The sequence below is a fragment of the Desulfatitalea alkaliphila genome (assembly GCF_022968795.1).
Classification (GTDB): domain Bacteria; phylum Desulfobacterota; class Desulfobacteria; order Desulfobacterales; family Desulfosarcinaceae; genus Desulfatitalea; species Desulfatitalea alkaliphila.
The window spans coordinates 59,866-81,105 of sequence record NZ_JALJRB010000021.1 but is presented as its reverse complement, the minus strand read 5'-3'; the positions used below and the strand labels follow the sequence as shown (position 1 = coordinate 81,105).

Genomic DNA, 21,240 nt, shown 5'->3' with positions numbered 1-21,240 from the left:
CCCCACCCGCCGGCGGTCGTTCAACGCTCCAAACAAGGGCCGTTGATGGCTCAACACATCGGTTGTTCAAGACGCAAAACAAGGGACGTCCAATGCTGACTTCAAACTTCCTTCGCGACTCCACCTGATCGCCCGGCACCAATGCGCAATGCCCATCATCACCCACCTTCACTGAATTTTATTCACCGTGCTCTCCGGTTGTTGTCTCACGCCTTTTTGTGATAGGCAGGGGCGATCCGCTGGATTGGCAGGGGGTGACGGATGCCGGGTTTGATGCACCGGCGGTGGCGCAGTTCGATTTCGGTATTGTCGAGGCCACCCCTTACACCATCGTGGATACGGACGCGCAACGAGGCGGTTGGCACATCAGCGACGCAGGGAGTTTGATGAAAAATGAGTGATTTCAATTCAAATGACGATGGGACCGGGACACCAGGGAACAACGATAACGCTCCGGCAGGAACGCAGGCGGGCGGATTGCGCCCGGAATTGGCCGAGTTGTACGCGCGGCTCTCCTTCGGGCTGGACGCCAACCGGCCCGATGCGGTGGACAAGCGGCGGCGGCAGAACCGGCGCACGGCGCGGGCCAACGTGGAGGATTTGTGCGATCCGGGCACCTTTCTCGAGTACGGGGCTTTGGCCATCGCCGCCCAGCGCAGCCGGCGTTCCATGGAGGACCTGATCCGCAAAACCCCGGCCGACGGCCTGATCGCCGGGGTCGCCGCGGTCAACGGGCAGTGGTTCGCCGAGGAGCGCAGCCGCTGCATGCTCATGGCCTACGACTACACCGTGCTGGCCGGCACCCAGGGCCACTTCAACCACAAGAAGATGGACCGCATGTTGAAGCTGGCCTACGACCAGAAACTGCCCCTGATCTATTTGGGCGAAGGCGGCGGCGGGCGGCCCGGCGATGTGGACGCCTCCGGGGTGGTGGTGGCCGGGCTCGACCTGGGCACCTTCGCCTCCTTTGCGCGCCTCAGCGGGCACGTGCCCGTGGTGGGCGTGGTCTCCGGGTTCTGTTTCGCGGGCAACGCGGCCCTGCTGGGCTGCTGCGATGTGATCATCGCCACCAGCAGCTCCAACATCGGCATGGGCGGGCCCGTGATGATCGAAGGTGGTGGGCTGGGGGTGTACCGGCCCGAAGAGGTGGGACCCATGGAGGTGCAGACCGAAAACGGCGTCGTGGACATCGAAGTGGCCGACGACGTGCAGGCCATGGCGGTGGCCCGGCAATGCCTCTCTTACTTTCAAGGCACATTGCCCGTCTGGGAAGCCGGCGACCAGCTGCGTTTGCGGGATCTGGTGCCCGAAAGCCGCCGGCGGGCCTATGATGTGCGCACGGTGATCGAGGGGCTGGCCGACATCGGCTCATTCCTGGAGCTGCGGCCCAAGTTCGGCCCCTCCATGGTCACCGGCCTGCTGCGCATCGAGGGGCGGCCCATGGGGGTGATCGCCAACAACCCGGCTTACATGGCCGGGGCCATCGAGGCCGAAGGGGCGGACAAGGCGGCCCGCTTGATGATGCTGTGCAACGCCCACGGTCTGCCCATTCTATCGCTGTGCGACACACCGGGCTTCATGGTGGGCCCGGAGGTGGAAAAGCGGGCCCAGGTGCGCCACGTGTGCCGCATGTTCGTGGTCGGGTCCCACGTGAGCGTGCCCTTTTTCACCGTGGTGCTGCGCCGCGGTTACGGCCTGGGCGTGATGGCCATGGCCAAGGGGGGCTTTCACGAGTCGTTTTTCTCGGCCGCCTGGCCCACCGGGGAGTTCGGCGGCATGGGGCTGGAGGGTGCGGTCAAGGCCGGTTTCAAAAAGGAGCTGGCCGCCGTGGAAGACCCGCAGGCGCGCGAGGCCCTGTACAACAAGTTGGTGGCCGGCATGTACGAGCGTGGCAAGGCCATCAACGCCGCCGCCCAGCTGGAAATCGACGCGGTGATCGACCCGGCGGTCACGCGCCAGTGGCTCCTGCAGGGGCTCAAGTCCTTACCGCCGCGTCCCCCCGGCGCGGCCCAGCACGCCTTCGTGGATCCGTGGTAGATTTCTCAGGGCACGCGCAACAATAACTTTCCATTTCATGCATTCCTGCTTGCGGCCCAAATCCGGGCGCCTGAAATGCGAATGGATTGTTTCGCGCGCCCTTGCCGGCGGCGGGCGCACCGACCCGACGGGTCATCCCGTGCCCGCCGCCTTCTTTTTTTCCTCCTGTTTGTCGCTTCCCCAAAGCTGCGACGCCAGCATGCCCGCCAGCATGAGGGCGCATCCTTGCCACCCGCGACCGGAAAGGGTTTCACCCAGGACGACAATGCCCGCCAATACGGCGAACACGGTTTCCAGGCTCATGAGGATGGCGGCGTGGGTGGGCGGCACGCGGCGCTGGGCCACCACCTGCAAGGTGAAGCCGATGCCGACGGAGAGCAGGCCGCCGTAGAGGATGGGCATCGCGGCGGCGGCAACCGCCGACCAGCGCAAGGTTTCCACGAAAAAGCCCGCCGCCAGGCTGATGGCGGCGCAGACCCAGAACTGGAGCACCGCCAGCTTGAGGGCGTCGAGGCGGGGCGCGAACCAGCCGATGACCAGTACGTGCAGGGCGTACATGACGGCGCAGAGCATCACCAGCAGGTCGCCGGTGCCGATGGTCAAACCGTCTTCGACGGTCAGCAGATAGAGGCCGCTGACCGCCAGCACCGCGCCGACCCACCCGCCGGTGCCGGGGCGGACGCGCCACACCATGCCCAGAAGCGGCACCAGCACCACATAGAGGCCGGTGATGAAACCGGCCTTGCCAGCGGTGGTGTGGATGATGCCGATCTGCTGCAAAATGGTGCCGCCGAACAGCAAGGCGCCGGCCAGCAGGCCGACGGGCAGCAGCGGGGGCGGCGGCTTTTGGGGCCGCACGACAAGCTGTGGTGCGGCGCGGCTGAACACCAGCATCAGCGGCGTGACGCAAAGAGCGCCCAGGGCGAAGCGGATGCCGGTGTAGAAGAAGGGGCCGATGTGTTCCATGCCGGCCTTCTGGGCCACGAAGGTCGAACCCCAGATCATGGCCGTGAGCAGCAGCAAGAGATCGCCGGTGAGGTGGGGGCGCAGGGACATGGGTTCAGAGGGCTTCCGCTTGCAGATGGGTGTTGAGCCGGCTTTCGATGCGCCGGAACACCCACAGGACACCGTAGACGATGACGATGTAGAGGGCCGCCGCGAACAGATAGACCTCGTAGAAGGCGAAGCTGCGGGTGGCGATTTCGCCGGCCACGCCGGTGATGTCCATCACCGTGATGATGGAGACCAGGGAAGAGGCTTGCAGCAGGAAGATCACTTCGTTGGTGTAGGCCGGCCAGACGACGCGCAGGGCCCTGGGCAGGATGATGCGCCGGTAGAGCAGCGCGCCCGACATGCCGCAGGCCCTGGCGGCCTCGATTTCACCGAAGGGCACGCCCTGGATGCCGCCGCGGAAGATTTCGGTGGAGTAGGCGGCGGTGTTCAGGGTCAGGGCGAGCACGGCGCAGAACCAGGGATTCTGGAAGAAATACCAGAGCCCCACGGCCTCGAGCTGGGCGACGAATTGGCCGGAGCCGTAGTAGATCAGAAAGATCTGCACCAGCAGGGGCGTTCCGCGAAAATAGAAGGTGAAGGCGTAGACCGGCCAGGAGAGCAGGGGCGAGCGGGAGACGCGCAGCACCGAGAGCGGCAGGGCCATGCAAAAGCCGATGAAGACGCTCAGGGCGGTGATCTGCAGGGTCAGCCAGGTGGCGCCGATGAAGCGGGGCAGGCTTTCAATGAGGATTTCCATGGTCGGCTCAAGCCCTCCGCAGGCCGCGCGCGGCGCGACGTTCGGCCCAGTGCTGCACGATGTTGGAGATGATGGTGATGGCCAGGTAGATCAGGGAAGCCGCGAAAAAGAAGGTGAAGGGCTTGCGGGTGTTGCGGGCGGCGATGTCGGCGCTGCGCATCAGCTCGGGCAGTTGGATGACCGAGATCAGGGCCGTGGCCTTGATCAGGATCATCCAGACATTGCCCAGGCCCGGCAGGGCGAAACGCATCATCTGGGGCAGCAGGATGCGGCGGAAGGTCAGGGGGCCGCTCATGCCGCAGGCCCGCGCGGCTTCGATCTGCCCCTTGGGCACGGCCAGCCGGGCGCCGCGGAACACCTCGGTGGCGAAGGCGCCGTAGATGAAGCCGATGGTGGCCACGCCGGCCGTGAAGGGGTCGAGGGCGATGTAAATATTGCGGCCGAAGTGCGCGGAGACATCCTGGATGAAAGTGGGCACGCCGTAGTAGACCAGCAGGATCAGCACCAGCTCGGGCACACCACGGACCACGGTGGTGTAGGTGTCCACCACAAAGCGCACGAGGGGCGACGGCGAGAACTTGCACCACATGCCGATCAGGCCCAGCAGTACGGCGAGGGCCATGGCGCAGACGCCCACGTAAACCGTCAACCGGGCCCCCTCCAGAAGAAGGGGGCCGTATCCGTGCAGATCGAACCGGCTCACGTCAGGGGGTGCCCTCCCGCGGTTCGGAACGCATCACGATGCACGCGATGCGCCGGTTGATGATTACGCCGCGGCCATCAATCGCCGTAGACGTCGAAATCGAAATAGCGGTCGTTGATCTTCTGGTAGGTGCCGTCCGCGCGGATGCGGGCGATGGCGGCGTTGAAGGCTTCCCGCAGGTCGTCCTCCCCCTTGCGGATGGCGATGCCGATGCCCTCGCCGAACCACTTCTCGTCGCTGTAGCTGGGGCCCACGAACGTGAAGTCCTTGCCGGGGTCGGTGTTCAGAAAGCCGTCCAGCAACACCACGGCATCGGCGAAGAGCAGGTCCAGGCGGCCCGAGACCATGTCCATGTTGGCCTCTTCCTGGGTCGCGTAGGAACGGATGTTGAGGATGTCCTTGAAGTTGTCGTTGATGAAGTTGGCCGACACGGTGGCCCGCTGCACGCCGACGGTCTTGCCCTTCAAGCCTTCGGGGTTGATTTCGATGTCCCTCTCCTTGTGCTTCACGAAACGGGCCGGCGTCTGGTAGTACTTCTTGGTGAAGTCCACGCGCCGCTTGCGCTCCTCGGTGATGCTCATGGAGGCGATGATGGCGTCGTACTTGCGGGCCAGCAGCGCGGGGATCATGCCGTCCCAGGCCTGGGTCACGAAGGTGCATTCCATTTCGGCGGCCGCGCAAAGGGCCTTGGCGATGTCGATGTCGAATCCCTGCAGGTTGCCGTCCTTGTCGGTGAAGTTGAAGGGCGGGTAGGCGCCTTCCGTGCCGATCCGGACCACCTGGTTCGCGCCGGCGGCGGTGGCGGCCAAGAGGAGGCAGAGGGTCAAAAGCAGGGCGATGGGCAGTATCCGTTTCATATTTCCTCCATTGGTAAGGGTTGGATGGATTTCGCGCTTTTGCCGGCCGCGTCAGGAAAACCGGGCCAGGAAACGGCGGCAGCGTTCCGAGGCCGGTTTTTGAAATATGTAATCGGGCGCACCTTCGTCTTCGATGACGCCGTCGTGCAGGAAGACGACATGGCTGGAGACGTCCCTGGCAAAGGCCATCTCGTGGGTCGCCATGACCATGGTGCGGCCCTCCCCGGCCAGATCCTGCATGACCCGCAGCACTTCCCCCACCAGTTCCGGGTCCAGGGCCGAGGTGGGCTCGTCGAACAGCAGCACCTCCGGCTCCATGGCCAGGGCGCGGGCGATGGCGGCGCGCTGCTGCTGCCCGCCCGAGAGCCGGGCGGGATAGTAGTGGGAGCGATCGGCGATGCCCACCTTTTCCAGATAGGCCATGGCCATTTCCCTGGCGGCTTTTTTGGGTGTTTTGAGAACGTGCACCGGCGCCTCCATCACATTCTGCAGCACCGTCATGTGGGACCAGAGATTGAAGTGCTGAAAGACCATGCCCAGCTTGGTGCGGATGCGGTCCACCTGCCTGCGGTCGGCGGGCACGGTTTCGTGCTTGCGGTTCGTGACAAGGCGGATCTGCTCGTCCCCGACGAGAATTTCCCCGGAGGTGGGCATCTCCAGCAGGTTGATGCAGCGCAGCAGGGTGCTCTTGCCCGAGCCGGAGGAGCCGATCAGGGAAATCACATCGCCCCCGCGGGCGGCCAGGGAGATGCCCTTGAGCACCTCCAAGGCACCGAAGCGCTTGTGCAAATCCTTCACCGCCACGGCGAACCGCGGAGCGTTGCTGCTGCTGTTGCTGTCGTTGTTCGATGAGATCACTGCGTTTTAGACCCGAACAGATGGCGGAATGGTTTCTTGGAATTGGGCGACATCTGTGGTTTTGCCGCCAGCTTGTCCACGGTTGTTCAGGAACGCTTTCATCCGCAGGATACTCAAGCGGGGGAGTCGCGTCAAGGGCCCTGACAGGCAGTTTCAAGTTTTGCGTTATAAGTTTTAAGTAATTGAAATTTATTGGGGTAATTGGTATGGGGTGCTCCTGACCCTACCAATCCGGATAGTTTTCCCTTCTAAGCACGTTTTCCGGAATCCCATCCAGAAACCGCGACGGGTCGCAGAGCAGGGATTGGGTGGCGCGGTCGAAGATTTGAACCGGGCAGGTAAAATGGAGTTCCCGCTCGGCACGGGTGGCGGCGACATACATCAGGCGGCGTTCCTCTTCCAGATCATCGGGGTCTTCCATGCTGCGCATGGAAGGAAAGCGGCCGTCCAGGGCCCAGAGGATGAACACGGTATCCCATTCCAGGCCCTTGGCCGAATGGATGGTGGAGAGGGTCAGGCACTCGGCGGTTGGTTCGGCGGCTGCCAGGCCGTCTTCGATGGCCGTGCTGGGCGGTTCCAGCACCATGTCGGACAGGAAATCGTCCAGGTGCCGGTACCGAGCCATGATGGCCAACAACTGTTCCAGGTCCCTTTGCCGCCGGGGGTGGTCGTCGTACTTGGCCCGGAGAATGGGCAGGTAGTAGGAGAACACCAGTTCGCCCCACCGGGCGACCGCCTCGGGGGCGTCCGTCAGGGCGCCGATCAGATCTTTCAGGGGTTGGAGCTTGGCCTGGTTCTTCATCTTCAGGGGCGCGCTCAGCAGTCCGCCGGCGCCTTGGCTGTGGGCACGCACGGCGGCGAAGATGCGGTCGGCGGTTTTGGGACCGATTTTTTCGATCAGCCCTAGCACCCGGCGCCAACTGAGCTGATCGTCGGGGGCCGCCACGATGCGCAGATGGGCCAGAAGATCCTTTATGTGGGCCGATTCGGTGAATTTAAAACCACCCACCTTCTTGAACGGGATTCCGGCCCGGTTCAGCTCCAACTCCAGGTCGAAGGCGTGAAAACCGGCCCGGAAGAGGATCGCCATGCGATCCAGTGAAGTTCCTTCGCGGCGCAGCCGCGCCACTTCCCTGACCACGTAGCGTGATTGGGCGTTTTCCCCCGCGGTCATCACCAACACCGGCGGCAGGCCGCCATGGCGGCGGGTGAAGAGACATTTGCTGTACTGCGCGTCGGCGCTTTCGATCAAACGGTTGGTGAAATCCAGGATGGGTTGCAAGCTGCGGTAGTTTTCCTCCAACTTGACGATGCGGGTACCCTGGAACCGTTTGGGAAAGTCGAGAATGTTCTGGTAGTCGGCGCCGCGAAAGGCGTAGATGCTCTGGGCATCGTCGCCCACCACCATCACGTTGTGATGGGCATCGGCGAGCAAGGAGACGATATCGGCCTGGATGGGATTGGTGTCCTGGTATTCGTCCACCATGATATAGCGGTACTTGGCGGCCAGGCGTTGCCGAACCGCTTCGTATTCGGTGAGCAACAGGTGCAGATGGATCAGTAGATCGTCGTAATCCAGAAAGTGATGTTCGCGTTTGCGCCGGGTGTATTGTTCCCGAATCGTTGTGATGGTGTCCACCATGTCGGAGAAGTGGCCGTAGTCGTCATAGAGCACGTCTTCAAGGGGGCGTTGTTTGTTGACGGCCCGACTGAAGATGGTGGCCAGTGTGGACTTGCGGGGCAATTGACGACCATCTCCCGGGGGGTCCATCTCCTTGCGGATGATGCCGATCAAATCCTCCGCATCGCCGCGGTCGATAATGGTGAACCCTTGTTCGAACCCGATAACCGCGGCATAGCGCCGCAGGGTGGCGTTGGCGAAGGAGTGAAAAGTGCCGCCGGCCACATCGCGGCAGCGTGCATCCAGCAAAAGGGAAGCCCGTTGCAACATCTCCTGTGATGCTTTGCGGGTGAACGAGAGCAAAAGAATGGACCGTGGATCGACGCCTTCTTCGACCAGGCGCGCCACGCGGTAGGTGAGGGTACGCGTCTTGCCGCTGCCGGCGCCGGCCAGCACCAGCAAAGGGCCGTCGCCGAAACGCACCGCCTCCAGCTGGGCCGGATTGAGGGCCTGGTGGTAGGCAATGCCGGCACCGGCCTCTGGTGGCATGGGGTCGGGAGGTGCGGTTGTTTTGGTGGGCGTCGATGGTTTTTTTGGTGCTGCCATTGGGGGACGACTCCATTGTTGTCGGGTTGTTCATCGGGTGACCCGTTCACTCCTAAGGCGTTTGATGAATATTTGTCAAGGGGGGCAGTTCTTTACTCGCGGTCCCTAAGGGTTGCAAGGCAAGAAAATGCCTTCGTCGGGACAACTTCGATCAGCGGTGAAGAGTTATTCGAGTTTGCCCTTATTTTAAGGCAGATGCAGCACACATGAGGATGTATGCCGATTGCAACAAAAAGAAAAAGGGGGAAAAAAAGAGGATACATACTTTTCTTTCAAGAAGTTGTTGACAATTGAAACAGTATATATTACGGCTGACTTATGACGCAAATTTCGTAAGGAAATTAAAACATTAAGGAGGTAGTGATATGAAGAAACTGCAAACTCAGATCAAGAACATTGCCAAGAATCTGGTGACCCTGGCGGACAAGCTGGAAAAATTGACCGCGCAACTGGAAAGCGCCCCCGCCGCCAAAACCAAGGCAAAAGCCGCTCCCAAAAAGGCCGCCGCCAAAACGAAGAAAAAAGCGGCACCCAAGAAAAAAGAGGCTCCAAAGGCCGATAGCGGCAAGAACACGGTGCTGGACAATGTCTACGATGTGATTGCCAGAAGCCGCAACGGCGCCAATATCGCCAGCCTGCGGAGCAAAACCGGTTTGGAGTCGCGCCAGTTGAGCAACGCGCTTTACAAGTTGGGCAAGAAGGGAAAGATCAAGACCATCAGCCGCGGTGTTTACGTCAAGGCATAGTTTTCGTCGCTCCCTGTTTCCAACCGAATGGATCGTCCGAAGCAGCGTCCGCCAATGAAAGGCGGACGCTGCTTCTATTTTTTGCGCACCACACCCTTGCCGCCGAGCCGTAGCGCCTTATTTTACGCTTCATGACAATGCGCAAAGGCACCCAACGCAACTTGGATGTAAAAAAAGGGAAGTCGATCATGAAACATCAAGGCCTTCGCCCCGTTGTTTTTGCACTGCTTGCAGCGATCCTGCTGTTGTTGCCCGCGGGCTGCGCCCACCTGTCCGTGGAAGAAGGGTACGTGCCACCGCGCAGCCTGGTGACCCTGTCCCAGTGGCCCCACGAGGGCAGCGACCTGGCGCCTGATCCGGACACCACCTTCGGTCGTTTGCCCAACGGCCTGCGCTACCTGCTCAAAGAGAATCAAACCCCCCGCGACCGTGTCAGTATGCACCTCTACGTTCAAGTGGGGTCGCTGGCCGAACACGATGGCGAGGAGGGGTTGGCCCACTTTCTGGAACACATGCTTTTCAACGGTTCGACCCACTTTTCACCCGGCGAGCTGGTCAAGTACTTTCAGCGCATCGGCATGCAATTCGGTCCCGATGCCAATGCACGCACCGGTTTTGCGCAAACGGTGTACGACATTCTTTTGCCCCGGGGTGACGCCGAGAGCATTGCGGAAGGGCTGTTGGTGCTGCGCGATTTTGCCGCCGGCGCATTGCTGTTACCCGACCAGGTGGAAAAGGAGATTCCGGTGGTGCTGGCAGAGAAGCGGGCGCGGGATTCGGCGCGCTACCGTGCTTTGGAGGCGGCCTTCGCCTTTGAAATGCCCGACAGCCTGCCGGCCCGTCGTTTTCCCATCGGCACCGAGGCGGCCATTGAATCCTTCGATGAAGCATCGGTGCGCGAATTTTATGATGCCTGGTATCATCCGGAGCGGATGTTTCTCGTGATGGTGGGCGATTTCGATCACGCCACCGCCCGGGAGTGGATCGTCGAAAGGTTCGGCGATTTGCAGCCCAGAGGGGCAGAGCGTGCGTTGCCCGATTTCGGAAGGTTCGCCCACCATGGGGTGAAAGCATTTTACCATTTCGACCGAGAGCTCGGGGCAACGAGTGTGAGCATCGGCACCGTTACCCAATCTTCCACGCCTCCGGACAGCACGGATCGTCGGCGACGGATGCTGCAGGAAGAGATCGCCTACCGCATCCTGCAACGGCGCCTCGATGCTTTGCTGCGACAACCGGAAAGCGTCATGACCAGCGTCCGCGCTTCGGCGGGCGACTATTTGCAGCAGATACGGTATTCCGAAATCACCGCCGAGACGACACCGCAGCAGTGGGAAGAGACCTTGACGACCTTGGAGAACACACTGCGCCAGGCGCTGGTGCACGGTTTTGCGCAGGCGGAATTGGATCGTGCGCGACGGGCCTATCTGGCCGAACTGCAACGGGAAGCGGACGAAGAAAACACCGTGGACAGCAAACGGCTGGCCGGTGCCATCATGGACAGTCTGGGCAGGCGACACGTCTTTCAGTCTGCGGCGCAACGCCTGGAGTTGCTCGCTCCGATGCTGGAGGAAATGTGCGTCGCACAGGTGAACAAGGCCTTCGAAACGAGTTGGGCGGCACCCCACCGCTTGGTGGCCGTCAGCGGCAACGCCGAGATCGCCCCCGCAAGTCTTTCAACCGAAGCCTATATCCGGCAGCGCTTCGAAATCGCCGGCGAGCAGCCGATCCAGCCACCGGCGGCCGGTGAAGCGATCGCTTTTCCCTACCTCGAACCGCCGGCCACACCCGGCGCGATTGCCCGGCGGACAGTTCACGAAGATTTGGGTATCGTGCAGATCGATTTCGCCAACGGACTGCGTCTTTCTCTGAAACCGACCGACTTCAAACAAAACGAAGTGCTGGCCGCGCTCTCCTTCGGCCACGGAAAATCGATGGAGCCGGCCGACATGCCCGGGCTGGCCCAGATGTCCCAGGCAGTGGTCAACGGCTCCGGATTCGGCGCCCTGGACCGTATTGAACTGGAGGATGCGTTGGCCGGCCGGCTGGCGGAGATATCCCTGGAAGTTCGCGAAGAGATGTTCGTCGTGCGCGGTGAAGCCGTGCCGCAGGAGTTGCCGCTGTTGTTTGAGTTGTACCACACACTGCTCAACGACCCCGGTTTTCAGCCCGACGCCTTACAGGTGGCACTGCGCCGTTTCGAGCAGCAGGACCGCGCCTTGCGTCACAGTGCCGAAGGGGTGCTCCAGCGTGAAGGGATTGCCTTTCTGGCCGGCGGCGACAGCCGCTTCGGCTGGCCGGCATGGGAACAACTGCAACAGGTATCCCTCGGACATATCGCCAGGTGGTTCGGTCAACCCTTGGGTGAAGCGCCCCTGGAACTGGTGATGGTCGGTGATTTCGATGTGGAGGAAGCGGTGGCTCTCGCCGCCCGTTATTTGGGCGGCCTGCCGGCCCGGCGGGAGAGCGACGGGCGGCCGGATCGCCCTGGCCCCCGCTTCCCCGCCGGGCAGGCACTGCAGCTGCACCCCGACACCGCCATGGAAAGGGCGCTGCTTATGGTGGCCTTTCCCACGGACGACTTCTGGGACATCCGGCGTACTCGGCGGCTCAACGTGCTGGCCGATTTGCTTTCCGAGAGGTTGCGGGTCGGCATACGGGAAAACATGGGCGCCGCCTACTCCCCCTTCGCCTACCATCGCGCCCATCGGGCGTATCAGGGGTATGGCTTTCTGGCCGCCTACCTGTTGGTCGATCCACGCCAGGTGGAGGCGGTTGCCGCGGAGGTGGACAGCATTGTCGACCGGTTGAGAGATGGGGGCATCGCTGACGATGAGTTGCGGCGGGCCTTGGATCCCACCTTGACCCAGATCAAGGATCTGCGTCGTCTGAACGGCTATTGGCTCAACAGCGTCCTGATCGGTTCCCGCCGTCACCCGGAACAGCTGGATTGGGCCCGTGAAATGGAAAAGGACTTTGCCGCAATCACCGTCGACGCAATGAATAGCTTGGCCGCCAAGTACTTGGATCAATTTAAGGCGGCGCGCATTGTGATTAGGCCGGAATAGAAGAGTTTTAAGTGTTAAAAAGAGTTTTAAGTTTTAAGTGTTAAGTTTTAAGTTGAGGAATTCTATCGATTACAGTGTGTTAAGTTTTACCTGGGTGGCACGGGCAACTTTTTGCCGGGGGCCGAAGGCCGGGAGGTTTTGCACCGAAGTTGCGTCAAGTGTACACCCGCCGACCTGTTGAGCAGATAGCCGATCGGAGCCGCGGCCGTCGCACGTCAGGGGGTGCGGCGGATCATGCGTTTGACGGTGTAGGTCATCACTTCGGCGCCATCTTGATTGCAGACGCGATGGCGATAGGTGACGATGCCGCGGTCCGGTTTGCGGGATTCCCGCTTGTCCACCACTTGGATCTCCACCATCAGGGTGTCCCCGATGAAGACCGGTTGCACGATGTTCATTTCAACCCCCAGCAGCGCCATGCCGGTGTCGTGCAGCATGCCGGACAGGATGGTGAGCCCTTCGGCCACGGAAAAGGTCAGTGCGCCGGGCACGATCCTTTTGCCGTAGGGGGTGCGGGTCGCCACATAATCCTTGTCCATGAACAGCGGTTCAAAGAAGCCGAAGGCCGTGGTGAACTGTACATGGTCGGTTTCGGTGATGGTGCGGCGGTCGGTGGTGAAGGTTTGATCCAACCGATAATCGTCGAAAAACAGGCCGTTGGTTTTCATGGCGCCTCCTATCCGGGTTTCCCTCCGTTTCGAATTGCCAGCCATAGCACGATCTGATATGAAATCCCAGCGATGCGGGATTGCAGGGCCGACCGAGTATTGAAAGTCAGCCGCCCCTGGTTGTGTTTGCCGCCATGGATGGACACAACGGGTTGAGTCCCAGGGGATGACGGCTGACTTTTCGTGTGCGCCCCATGCCTTGATCTTCAACGGCGCAGCGCGCCGGTATTCACCTGATAGCGAGGATCTTTATATAATGCAGGAAAACAAGGAACAGCCAAGCGGTCCGGGTCCGTCGGAGCGCTTGGCGGAATATATCGACCTCTGGTGGCGTTTTCTGGCCTCCGTCAAATTGAGCGTGGTGCTGCTGCTGTGCCTGGCGGCGTTGTCCATCATCGGCACCGTCGTACCCCAGAATTTGGCCGGCCAGGAGTATGCGCGCATTTATGGCCCGTTTTGGGCCACACTGGTACTGGTACTCGACCTGGACGGCATGTACCAGTCCTGGTGGTTTCGGGCCCTGTTGCTTTTGCTGGTGATCAATATCGTGATCTGCTCCGTGGACCGCCTGCAGAGCACCTGGAAAACCATCTTCGTGCGACACCCCAAATTCGATCTGAACGGTTTTCGCAACCGGCGACAGCGCCACGAAATGGATCTCAAGGTGGGCCCCGCCGCGCTGCAGGCGCCTTTCGAGCGCGCGGTGGGCAAGTCCTTTCGCTATCGCAAGGTGGTGCCCACGGAGAACGGGTACGCCATAACGGCGGAAAAGGGGCGCTGGACCCGGCTGGGGGTGTATGCCGTTCACTTGAGCGTGGTGGTGATGCTGTTGGGCGGGCTGATCGGATCCCGCTTCGGCTTCGAAGGTTTTGTGGCCGTGCCCGAGGGAGAAAGCGCCGATACCATCCAACTGCACGGCAGCGGTCAGCGGATGCGGTTGCCCTTCACCATTCGCTGCGACGCTTTCACCGTTGAGTTTTACGAGGGCACGCGCCGTCCCAAAGTGTATCGTTCCCGGCTCACCATCATCGAAGGCGGACAGGAAGTGGTGCAAAGGGAGATCGAGGTCAATCAGCCCTTGTACCATCAGCGCATCGGCATTTTCCAATCCAGCTATGGCCGCGCCGACGGCCGGGCGCCTGCCGCCGCCGCGCCCCGCGAGGCGCCCGATGAGGTGACCGTTACCCTTCGCAGTGCCGCCTCGGGCATGGTCTACACCCGTACGGTGGCCATGGGGCAGGCCATCGAGATCCCCGAAAACCTGGGATGGTTGGTGCTGGAGCGCTTCGAGGCCGACGCCGACTTTCAGGGAATGGATTTGGGGCCCGCCTTCATCGGCACCCTCACCACCGCCGAAGGCACCAGCCGGACCGTGACCCTTCCGCTGGACTATCCCCGGTTCGACGCCATGCGGCGCGGGGATGTGGTCATCGGCGTGGTGGACGGCGCCGCCGGCGATGCGGCCCCGGCGGAGCGTTACTACACCGGGTTGCAGATCACCTACGACCCCGGTGTGCCGGTGGTGTACACCGGTTTCACATTGATGATTATCGGTTGCTGGGTCGCTTTTTTCATGTCCCACCAGCGGTTGGTGGTGGAGGTGACCGCCCGCGGCGACGGCAGTCGGGTGATGGTTGCCGGCACCGCCAACAAGAACAAAACGGGCATGCAGGTCGTCGTCGAACGCATGACCGAAAAATTGACCGCCCTGGCCGAAGACCGGCAGGGGCGATCGTAACAGAGAATAGAACCCGATCACCGCGGGTGTGCCGATGCAAAACCGGACCGGCACCGCTCAGCCGGCGGTACGACCCGCGGCTTCAGCAGACATAACAAAATCGAGGACACACAATGGCCTACAACTCCCTGATTCTCTCCATCACCACCTTTATATACGGGTTGGCGGGGGTGTTATACATTTTCGCCTGGATTTTCGAAAAACCGACGGCGGGCCGCCTGGCCACCCGGGTGACCGTTCTGGCCGTGGTCGCCAACACCTTCGGTATTCTCCTGCGCTGGTACGAATCCCACCAATTGCACACGGGATACGGCTACGCGCCCTTGTCCAACCTTTACGAATCGCTGGTCTTTTTCGGTTGGACCATCGGCGTCATCTACTTGTGGGTGGAATACCGTTACCGCAACAAGACCATCGGCGCCTTCGCCGTGCCGCTGGCCTTTTTGACCATGGCCTACGCTTCCCTTTCACCGGACAAATCGATCCAGCCGCTGATTCCCGCCCTTCAGAGCAACTGGTTGATCGCCCACGTGATCACCTGCTTTCTCGGCTATGCGGCCTTCGCGGTGGCCTTCGCCGTCAGCGTCATGTACCTGATCAAGGCCGGCGACGAGAAACGTGCCGCCGCCAACGGCGGCTTGCGGATGCCGTCGGCCCTGGTGCTGGACGATATCACCCATAAGCTGGTGATGTTCGGATTCCTTTTTCTGACCGTCGGCATCATCACCGGCGCCGTGTGGGCCAAACAGGCCTGGACCCGCTATTGGAGCTGGGACCCCAAGGAGACCTGGTCCCTGATCACCTGGTTTATCTACGCCGCCTTGCTCCATTTTCGCTTGATGCGCGGCTGGCGCGGCAAAAGGATCGCCGTGCTCTCCATCATCGGCTTCGCGGCGGTGCTGTTCACCTATTTCGGGGTCAACTTCCTGTTGTCGGGATTGCACAGCTATGCATGATTAGACTTGACAAATCGAGGCGGTCTGGATAGTAAAAGGCCTTTCGTGGCGCCTTGGCACAAACGCCGCAAAGCATTGGATGATCTCATAAATAATCAAGCATCGATCGGGCAATGGCCCGTTTTGCATATGGCAGGTACGCCGCGGTACGGGCAACCCCTGTCCATGGGTGCAATAAAAGCGTGACTCGGATTTCCAACAACATGACGGAGTGTCCATGAGCAGCAATGACGATCCCAAAACCAACGGTGCCGACAGCGATGCCCACCTCCCTTCGCCCAGCGCGACAACCCACACCATCCCCCACATTCTCCTCTTTTTCATCCTGGGGATGGCTGCGAGCATGATCCTGGGATGGCTGATTTTTCCCCAACTGCTCTACAGTCAAAAAAACCAACCCATCGATTTCAACCACCGCCTGCACATGGAACTGGTGGACCAGGGGTGCCAGAGTTGCCACTTCTTCCGTGAGGACGGCACTTTTTCCGGCTCCCCCAAACTGGCCCAGTGCATCTCCTGCCACGATCAGCGGCTGGGCCTGAGCGAGAACGAGAAGATCTTTTTCGAGGAGTACGTCGCCAAGGACCGCGAAGTGCCTTGGCTTGTATATGCCCGCCAGCCGGATTGCGTTTTCTTTTCCCATGCGGCCCATGTGGAAGGCGCCCGAATGGATTGCGTGACCTGCCACGGCAACACCGGCACCTCCGAATCCCTGCGGCCCTATGAAGAGAATCGCCTCACCGGCTACAGCAGGGACATCTGGGGGCGCAAGATTTCCGGCTTGAAGGTCAACAGCTGGGATCGCATGAAAATGAGCGACTGCGCCAAGTGTCACGCGCAATACGCCGATATTCATGATTCGAGTGAGCAAACCCGTCGCGACGCCTGCTTTGTGTGCCACAAGTAAGTTTACACCCGGGCACGACAGGGCGGGATGCTGTGAAAATATCCCGGTAACCTTTTTCCACCAGCGATGAGCGACACAGGCCGAGGTAAATCTATGAAACTGTCCAGAAGATGCTTTTTATCCTTTGTCATCGGCGGCGCCGCGGGCACCGCGCTCTCCCCGTTGCCCTGGAAACTGACCGATGACATCGCCATTTGGTCGCAGAACTGGCCGTGGACCCCGGTGCCGCCCGACGGGGCCTACAGCTACACGCCGAGCACCTGCACCCTCTGCCCCGGCCATTGCGCCATCCAGGTGCGCAAAGTGGACAACCGGGCGGTGAAGATCGAGGGGCGCGGCGAGAAGGGACCCGCCGGCGGTATCTGCCCTTTGGGCCTCTCGGGTCTGCAACTGCTCTACGGCCCCACCCGCATCCAGGCGCCCCTGCAGCGGGTCGGTGATCGCGGCGCCGGCCATTGGCGCACCCTCACCTGGGCGCAGGCCATCGACGCGGTGGTCACCAAATTGGCGGAGATACGCGCAAAGGGCACCCCCCAAGCCCTGGCGGCCATCGCGCCCACCGATCAAGGCACCGTGGCGCAGCTGCTGCAACGGTTGCTGACCGCCTACGGCTCCCCCAACTTCCTGCGCATGCCCTCGGCCGACGATTCCGCTGAAGCCGCATTGCGGCTGACCACCGGCACCGATGCCTACACCGTCGCCGATCTGGACAAAACCGATTTCATCCTCAGCTTCGGCTGCGCCTTGATGGACGGCTATGGCGCGCCCGTGCAAACCATCCGGGCCGTCACCCGCATGCGCGAGCGCAAGGGCACACTGGTGCAGATCGAGCCGCGGCTGTCCAACACCGCAGCCAAGGCCGACACTTGGCTGGCCGCCCAGCCCGGCAGCGAAGCCGACCTGGCCTTGGCCATGGCCCATGTGATCATCGGTCAGGGACGTTTCGATGCCCGTTTCGCCATGGACCGCATCGACGGGTTCGACGGTTTCGCGCGCATGGTGCGCGACAAATACGCGCCCCGCAACGTGGCCCAGACCACCGGTATCGATGCCGAGACCATCACCCGCACCGCCCTGGCCTTTGCCGACGCCCGACGGCCCGTTGCCCTGCACGGCCGGGGCAAGGGCGAGATGCCGGGCAGCCTCAAAGAGGCGCTGGCGGTCCAGATCCTCAACGCGTTGGTGGGCAATATCGATCAACCGGGCGGCATGCAGATCCACCCCGCCGCCAACGGTTACATTCAGTGGCCCGCCGTGGCGAGCGACGCCGTGGCGAGCGCCGGCATGGGCGCCGGACGGCTCGATGAAGCCGGTGGCAGCCGCTTTCCCCATGTGCGTCACCTGATGCACCGTTTCATCGAGCGTATCGATCAAGATCCCGACGCGGTGCAGGCCCTGCTGGTGGCCGAAGCCAACCCCTGCCACAACCTGCCCGACAGCGACAAAGTCAAGGCCGCCTTGGGCAAAATCCCCTTCGTGGTCAGTTTCTCCTCTTTCATGGACGAAACGGCCATGCAGTCCGACTTGATTCTGCCCAGCCATCTTTACCTCGAGCGCTACGAAGACGTGCCGGTCACCCGGGGCGGCGCCAAGCCGACGATCCGCCTCTGCCGTCCGGTGGTCGCGCCGCTTTATAAAACCCAACACCCCGGCGACACCATTTTACGGATCGCCAAGGCGTTGCCGGCGCCGGTTGCCGCCGCATTCCCCTGGCGCGATTACGAAACCTGCCTGCGCGACACCCTGGCCCATCGCTGGAGCGCCATGGACAGCAAGGGCTTCTGGATCGAAAAACCGGTCGCCGCGGCCCCGGTTGCCGCTGCCGCGGCGGTTGAAACCACCAACCACAACGGTCCGGAGGAAGGGGTACCGGCCGCCGCCGATGCGCCTGCCGCACCCGCCGCCGCCACAGCGCAGGCGCGACGGCTGGCCCTGCTCAACGACGATCTGAGCGCCGTTCTCATGGCCGATAACGCTACCCTGTCGGACGAAGCGGGCCACCCGTTGACCCTGGTGCCCTTCGACTCCATCCGCACGGCCAGCGGCTACGCCGGTGATCCCCCCTTCATGGTCAAGATCGTCGAGGATACGGTCCTCAAAGAGCAGGACGGTTGCGTGGAGATCAACCCCACCACCGCCGCACAGGCGGGACTGCGGGAAGGGCAGGGCGCCCTTTTGAGCACGCCCGTGGGGCAAGCCCGGGTGCGGATCCACCTCAGCGAGGGGATCATGCCGGGGCTGCTGGCGTTGCCGCGTGGTATGGGGCACACCGCCTACGACGCCTATCTGTCCGGCAAGGGGGTGAATATCAACCAACTCATCGGTTCGGTGCAGGATCCGGCATCCGGTCTGGACGCGGTTTGGGGTATCCGGGCCAAGCTGACCAAAGCCTAATTGCTGAAATGAGGTTCTGATGAAACAGACGCAGTCGCAACAACGGCCCAAACGATACGGCATGGCCATCGACCTGGACAAATGCACCGGGTGCGGGTCGTGCATGGTGGCCTGCTTTGCCGAGAACAACGTGTCCTTCAAACAGGACGAAACCAACAAGCTGCTGAGCATCACCTGGCTGCGGGTCTACAAAATCACCAACGGCAAGCCGTTCCCCGACACCGAGGTGTGCTACGTGCCCCGTCCCTGCCAGCACTGCGCCGGTCAACACGAGGGCCATTCGCCGTGCGTGTCGGTCTGCCCGGCCACGGCCACCGACTACAGCTTGTACACCGGCATCGTCAGCCAGATCTACACCCGTTGTTTCGGCTGTCGCTACTGCATGGCGGCCTGCCCTTACCATGCCCGCTACTTCAACTGGTGGGATCCGATCTGGCCCGAGGGGATGGAGCGTTCCCTCAGCCCCAACGTGTCCCCGCGCATGCGCGGCGTGGTGGAAAAGTGCAGCTTCTGTTTCCACCGCTACCAACTGGCGCGGGACAAGGCCTATCTGGAAGGCAAACGGCCGATCCGGGAAGAGGAGTATCAGACGGCCTGCACCCAGGCCTGCCCGTCCGGCGCCATCGTCTTCGGTGACCTGAACGACCCGGCCCATGAGGTATATCGCATCGTGCAGCCCGATCCCGACAACCATTACAAGGCCCGCAATCCGCGCGCCTTTCGCCTGCTCGAACGGCTTGGGACCAACCCCAAGGTTTACTACCTTTCCAGTCGCGAGTGGGTCCGGCGGGCCGGCGACAATTACCTGGAAAACGAGGCGCCCGGCACCATCGGCGCGCCGCGGGGCGCCCATTGATGTTCGAGCCGGGGGCGCTGTCCGCGGATCGGGATGCAACGGTTCGCGGCGGGGATGCCCGGCAAGTGAAGCCGCCCGGTAAGCACGCGCGGCAAACACCCACAGGCTGCCAAGGGTTGCCGATACACTAATTTTCGCAAGGAGAACAAGGAGCACAACCGTATGGATTCTGCATTGATACCCGAGGGCGTCAAACGGTGTTCCCTATGGAAATTCCTCCTGGCACTGGCCCTGGTGGGCGCCGTCATGCTGTGGGGCGTCTATGCCATGTTGCTGTGCTGGATCAAGGGATTGAACCAGACCAACATGAACGACTACTACGGGTTCGCCCTCTGGATCTGGGCCGACCTGGCGGTCATCGCCCTGGGCGGTGGCGCGTTTTTCACCGGGCTGCTGAAATATGTGTTCGGCAAGGATCAACTCAAGTACATCATCAACTACGCGGTGCTGATCGGCTTCATCTGTTACAGCTCCGCCCAGCTGATCCTGGGTATCGACGTGGGGCAGCCCCTGCGCGGATGGTTCATCTTCTGGCACGCCAACGTGCACTCCATGCTCACCGAAGTGGCTTTCTGCCTCACCTGCTACTTCATCGTGCTGACCATCGAGTACATCCCCCTGGCCCTGGACAACCGCCAGATCCAGAAGGTGCCCTTCTTCGCCAATCTGACCCACAACATGCACTCGGCCATGGCCGTGTTCGCCGCCACCGGCGCCTTCCTTTCCTTTTTCCATCAAGGGTCCCTGGGCGGCGTCTCCGGCGTGCTGTTCGGACGGCCCTTTTCCTTCCGCGAGCACATCCTGATCTGGCCCTACACCTTCTTTCTGTTCACCTGGTCCGCCGCGGCCTTCGGCCCCTCCTTCACCCTGTTCGTCACCTGGCTGACCGAGAAGATCACCCGCAAGAAGCTGGTCAAGGACGAAGTGATCCACATGGTGGCCAAAATCTCCGGCTGGATGATTTTCACCTACATCATCGCCAAGAGCATCGACACCCTCTACTGGATGTTCGCCACCGCCCCGAGCCAGGGGTTGCAATGGTCCTTTTTCTACCAGAACAATCCGCTTTACGGAAAATGGATCCTGTTCACGGAGATCATCATCTGCGGCTTCCTGCCCGGCCTGCTGCTGATCTTCAAGGCGACGCGCGAGAACCCCACCACGCGGGTGGCCGCCCTGGTGCTCGGCATCGTCGGCGTCTGTCTCAACCGCTGGGTCATGGTGCTCCAAACCCTGGCCGCACCGGTGATGCCCTTCGACAGCTGGGTGATGTACATCCCCAGTTGGCAGGAGGTGGCCACCACCATTCTGCCCATCACCTACGGCATCATCCTGATCATGATCTCCCATCGCTACCTGCCCATTTTTCCGCAGGAGCGTGAGCTGAACCCCATTGACACCCCCGACGCCCCCGAAGCCGCCGAACTGCCCGAACCGGCACCAGCGGTGGTCGCGGAAGGGCAATCCGCATAAGG

At 61.8% G+C, this 21,240-nt stretch carries 17 protein-coding genes; 10 read left to right on the top strand and 7 right to left on the bottom strand.

The window, feature by feature from the left end:
* Window positions 1–254 precede the first annotated feature (254 nt).
* Both MRX98_RS16395 and MRX98_RS16390 read left to right on the top strand, forming a co-directional pair.
* Window positions 255–401: a hypothetical protein gene (locus MRX98_RS16395; RefSeq protein WP_246912427.1), complete on the top strand. Its 147-nt coding sequence runs from the start codon at window positions 255–257 to the stop codon at window positions 399–401.
* Between the two features lie 76 nt (window positions 402–477).
* Window positions 478–2,037 carry an acyl-CoA carboxylase subunit beta gene (locus MRX98_RS16390; RefSeq protein ID WP_246912424.1) on the top strand — a complete coding sequence of 520 codons (1,560 nt, stop codon included), beginning with the start codon at window positions 478–480 and terminating at the stop codon, window positions 2,035–2,037.
* A gap of 132 nt (window positions 2,038–2,169) precedes the next feature.
* Here the strand turns inward: MRX98_RS16390 and MRX98_RS16385 are convergent, their stop codons facing one another.
* The 6 genes from MRX98_RS16385 to MRX98_RS16360 all read right to left on the bottom strand — a co-directional run bounded on the left by MRX98_RS16385 (window position 2,170) and on the right by MRX98_RS16360 (window position 8,432).
* The gene (locus tag MRX98_RS16385; protein WP_246912417.1) at window positions 2,170–3,093 is read right to left on the bottom strand and encodes a DMT family transporter; all 924 of its coding nucleotides are present in this window, start codon (window positions 3,091–3,093) and stop codon (window positions 2,170–2,172) included.
* Between the two features lie 4 nt (window positions 3,094–3,097).
* Window positions 3,098–3,787, bottom strand: coding sequence for an ABC transporter permease (locus MRX98_RS16380; RefSeq protein WP_246912415.1), 690 nt, complete (start codon window positions 3,785–3,787; stop codon window positions 3,098–3,100).
* A 7-nt stretch (window positions 3,788–3,794) separates the two neighbouring features.
* Window positions 3,795–4,490 carry an ABC transporter permease gene (locus MRX98_RS16375; RefSeq protein ID WP_246912413.1) on the bottom strand — a complete coding sequence of 232 codons (696 nt, stop codon included), beginning with the start codon at window positions 4,488–4,490 and terminating at the stop codon, window positions 3,795–3,797.
* Window positions 4,491–4,567: 77 nt separating this feature from the next.
* Window positions 4,568–5,347: an ABC transporter substrate-binding protein gene (locus MRX98_RS16370; RefSeq protein ID WP_246912411.1), complete on the bottom strand. Its 780-nt coding sequence runs from the start codon at window positions 5,345–5,347 to the stop codon at window positions 4,568–4,570.
* A 51-nt stretch (window positions 5,348–5,398) separates the two neighbouring features.
* Complete coding sequence (locus tag MRX98_RS16365) at window positions 5,399–6,205, bottom strand: ABC transporter ATP-binding protein (protein ID WP_425523888.1); 807 nt, start codon at window positions 6,203–6,205, stop codon at window positions 5,399–5,401.
* 223 nt (window positions 6,206–6,428) lie between these two features.
* Window positions 6,429–8,432 carry an ATP-dependent helicase gene (locus MRX98_RS16360; RefSeq protein WP_281432387.1) on the bottom strand — a complete coding sequence of 668 codons (2,004 nt, stop codon included), beginning with the start codon at window positions 8,430–8,432 and terminating at the stop codon, window positions 6,429–6,431.
* A 365-nt stretch (window positions 8,433–8,797) separates the two neighbouring features.
* Between MRX98_RS16360 and MRX98_RS16355 the strand changes: the two genes are divergently transcribed.
* Together MRX98_RS16355 and MRX98_RS16350 are read left to right on the top strand one after the other, a co-directional pair.
* The gene (locus tag MRX98_RS16355) at window positions 8,798–9,178 is read left to right on the top strand and encodes a hypothetical protein (RefSeq protein ID WP_246912398.1); all 381 of its coding nucleotides are present in this window, start codon (window positions 8,798–8,800) and stop codon (window positions 9,176–9,178) included.
* Window positions 9,179–9,366: 188 nt separating this feature from the next.
* On the top strand, window positions 9,367–12,246 hold the full coding sequence (locus MRX98_RS16350) for a M16 family metallopeptidase (RefSeq protein ID WP_246912396.1): 2,880 nt from the start codon (window positions 9,367–9,369) through the stop codon (window positions 12,244–12,246).
* A gap of 215 nt (window positions 12,247–12,461) precedes the next feature.
* Here the strand turns inward: MRX98_RS16350 and MRX98_RS16345 are convergent, their stop codons facing one another.
* Window positions 12,462–12,914: a MaoC/PaaZ C-terminal domain-containing protein gene (locus tag MRX98_RS16345; RefSeq protein WP_246912385.1), complete on the bottom strand. Its 453-nt coding sequence runs from the start codon at window positions 12,912–12,914 to the stop codon at window positions 12,462–12,464.
* A 256-nt stretch (window positions 12,915–13,170) separates the two neighbouring features.
* On the opposite strand from MRX98_RS16345, the gene resB reads away from it, so the two are divergent.
* From resB to qrcD, 6 genes are all read left to right on the top strand, one after another.
* Window positions 13,171–14,652 (top strand): cytochrome c biogenesis protein ResB, encoded by a 1,482-nt coding sequence (resB, locus tag MRX98_RS16340; protein WP_246912375.1) that lies wholly within the window; start codon window positions 13,171–13,173, stop codon window positions 14,650–14,652.
* 113 nt (window positions 14,653–14,765) lie between these two features.
* The gene (gene ccsB / locus MRX98_RS16335) at window positions 14,766–15,608 is read left to right on the top strand and encodes a c-type cytochrome biogenesis protein CcsB (protein WP_246912371.1); all 843 of its coding nucleotides are present in this window, start codon (window positions 14,766–14,768) and stop codon (window positions 15,606–15,608) included.
* Between the two features lie 217 nt (window positions 15,609–15,825).
* On the top strand, window positions 15,826–16,515 hold the full coding sequence (gene qrcA, locus MRX98_RS16330; RefSeq protein WP_246912368.1) for a menaquinone reductase multiheme cytochrome c subunit QrcA: 690 nt from the start codon (window positions 15,826–15,828) through the stop codon (window positions 16,513–16,515).
* A gap of 93 nt (window positions 16,516–16,608) precedes the next feature.
* On the top strand, window positions 16,609–18,909 hold the full coding sequence (locus tag MRX98_RS16325) for a molybdopterin-containing oxidoreductase family protein (RefSeq protein ID WP_246912354.1): 2,301 nt from the start codon (window positions 16,609–16,611) through the stop codon (window positions 18,907–18,909).
* A gap of 19 nt (window positions 18,910–18,928) precedes the next feature.
* Entirely contained in the window at window positions 18,929–19,765 is an 837-nt protein-coding gene (gene qrcC / locus MRX98_RS16320) for a menaquinone reductase iron-sulfur cluster-binding subunit QrcC (protein WP_246912351.1), read from the top strand.
* A gap of 162 nt (window positions 19,766–19,927) precedes the next feature.
* Window positions 19,928–21,238 carry a menaquinone reductase integral membrane subunit QrcD gene (gene qrcD, locus MRX98_RS16315; protein WP_246912348.1) on the top strand — a complete coding sequence of 437 codons (1,311 nt, stop codon included), beginning with the start codon at window positions 19,928–19,930 and terminating at the stop codon, window positions 21,236–21,238.
* Window positions 21,239–21,240 lie beyond the last annotated feature (2 nt).

Bases quoted from the DNA above. Each gene is read 5' to 3' on its own strand.
- MRX98_RS16385 (WP_246912417.1), bottom strand. From the start codon at position 3,093: ATGTCCCTGCGCCCCCACCTCACCGGCGATCTCTTGCTGCTGCTCACG.
- MRX98_RS16380 (WP_246912415.1), bottom strand. From the start codon at position 3,787: ATGGAAATCCTCATTGAAAGCCTGCCCCGCTTCATCGGCGCCACCTGG.
- MRX98_RS16370 (WP_246912411.1), bottom strand. From the start codon at position 5,347: ATGAAACGGATACTGCCCATCGCCCTGCTTTTGACCCTCTGCCTCCTC.
- MRX98_RS16360 (WP_281432387.1), bottom strand. From the start codon at position 8,432: ATGGCAGCACCAAAAAAACCATCGACGCCCACCAAAACAACCGCACCT.
- MRX98_RS16355 (WP_246912398.1), top strand. From the start codon at position 8,798: ATGAAGAAACTGCAAACTCAGATCAAGAACATTGCCAAGAATCTGGTG.
- MRX98_RS16350 (WP_246912396.1), top strand. From the start codon at position 9,367: ATGAAACATCAAGGCCTTCGCCCCGTTGTTTTTGCACTGCTTGCAGCG.
- MRX98_RS16345 (WP_246912385.1), bottom strand. From the start codon at position 12,914: ATGAAAACCAACGGCCTGTTTTTCGACGATTATCGGTTGGATCAAACC.
- resB (WP_246912375.1), top strand. From the start codon at position 13,171: ATGCAGGAAAACAAGGAACAGCCAAGCGGTCCGGGTCCGTCGGAGCGC.
- ccsB (WP_246912371.1), top strand. From the start codon at position 14,766: ATGGCCTACAACTCCCTGATTCTCTCCATCACCACCTTTATATACGGG.
- qrcA (WP_246912368.1), top strand. From the start codon at position 15,826: ATGAGCAGCAATGACGATCCCAAAACCAACGGTGCCGACAGCGATGCC.
- MRX98_RS16325 (WP_246912354.1), top strand. From the start codon at position 16,609: ATGAAACTGTCCAGAAGATGCTTTTTATCCTTTGTCATCGGCGGCGCC.
- qrcC (WP_246912351.1), top strand. From the start codon at position 18,929: ATGAAACAGACGCAGTCGCAACAACGGCCCAAACGATACGGCATGGCC.
- qrcD (WP_246912348.1), top strand. From the start codon at position 19,928: ATGGATTCTGCATTGATACCCGAGGGCGTCAAACGGTGTTCCCTATGG.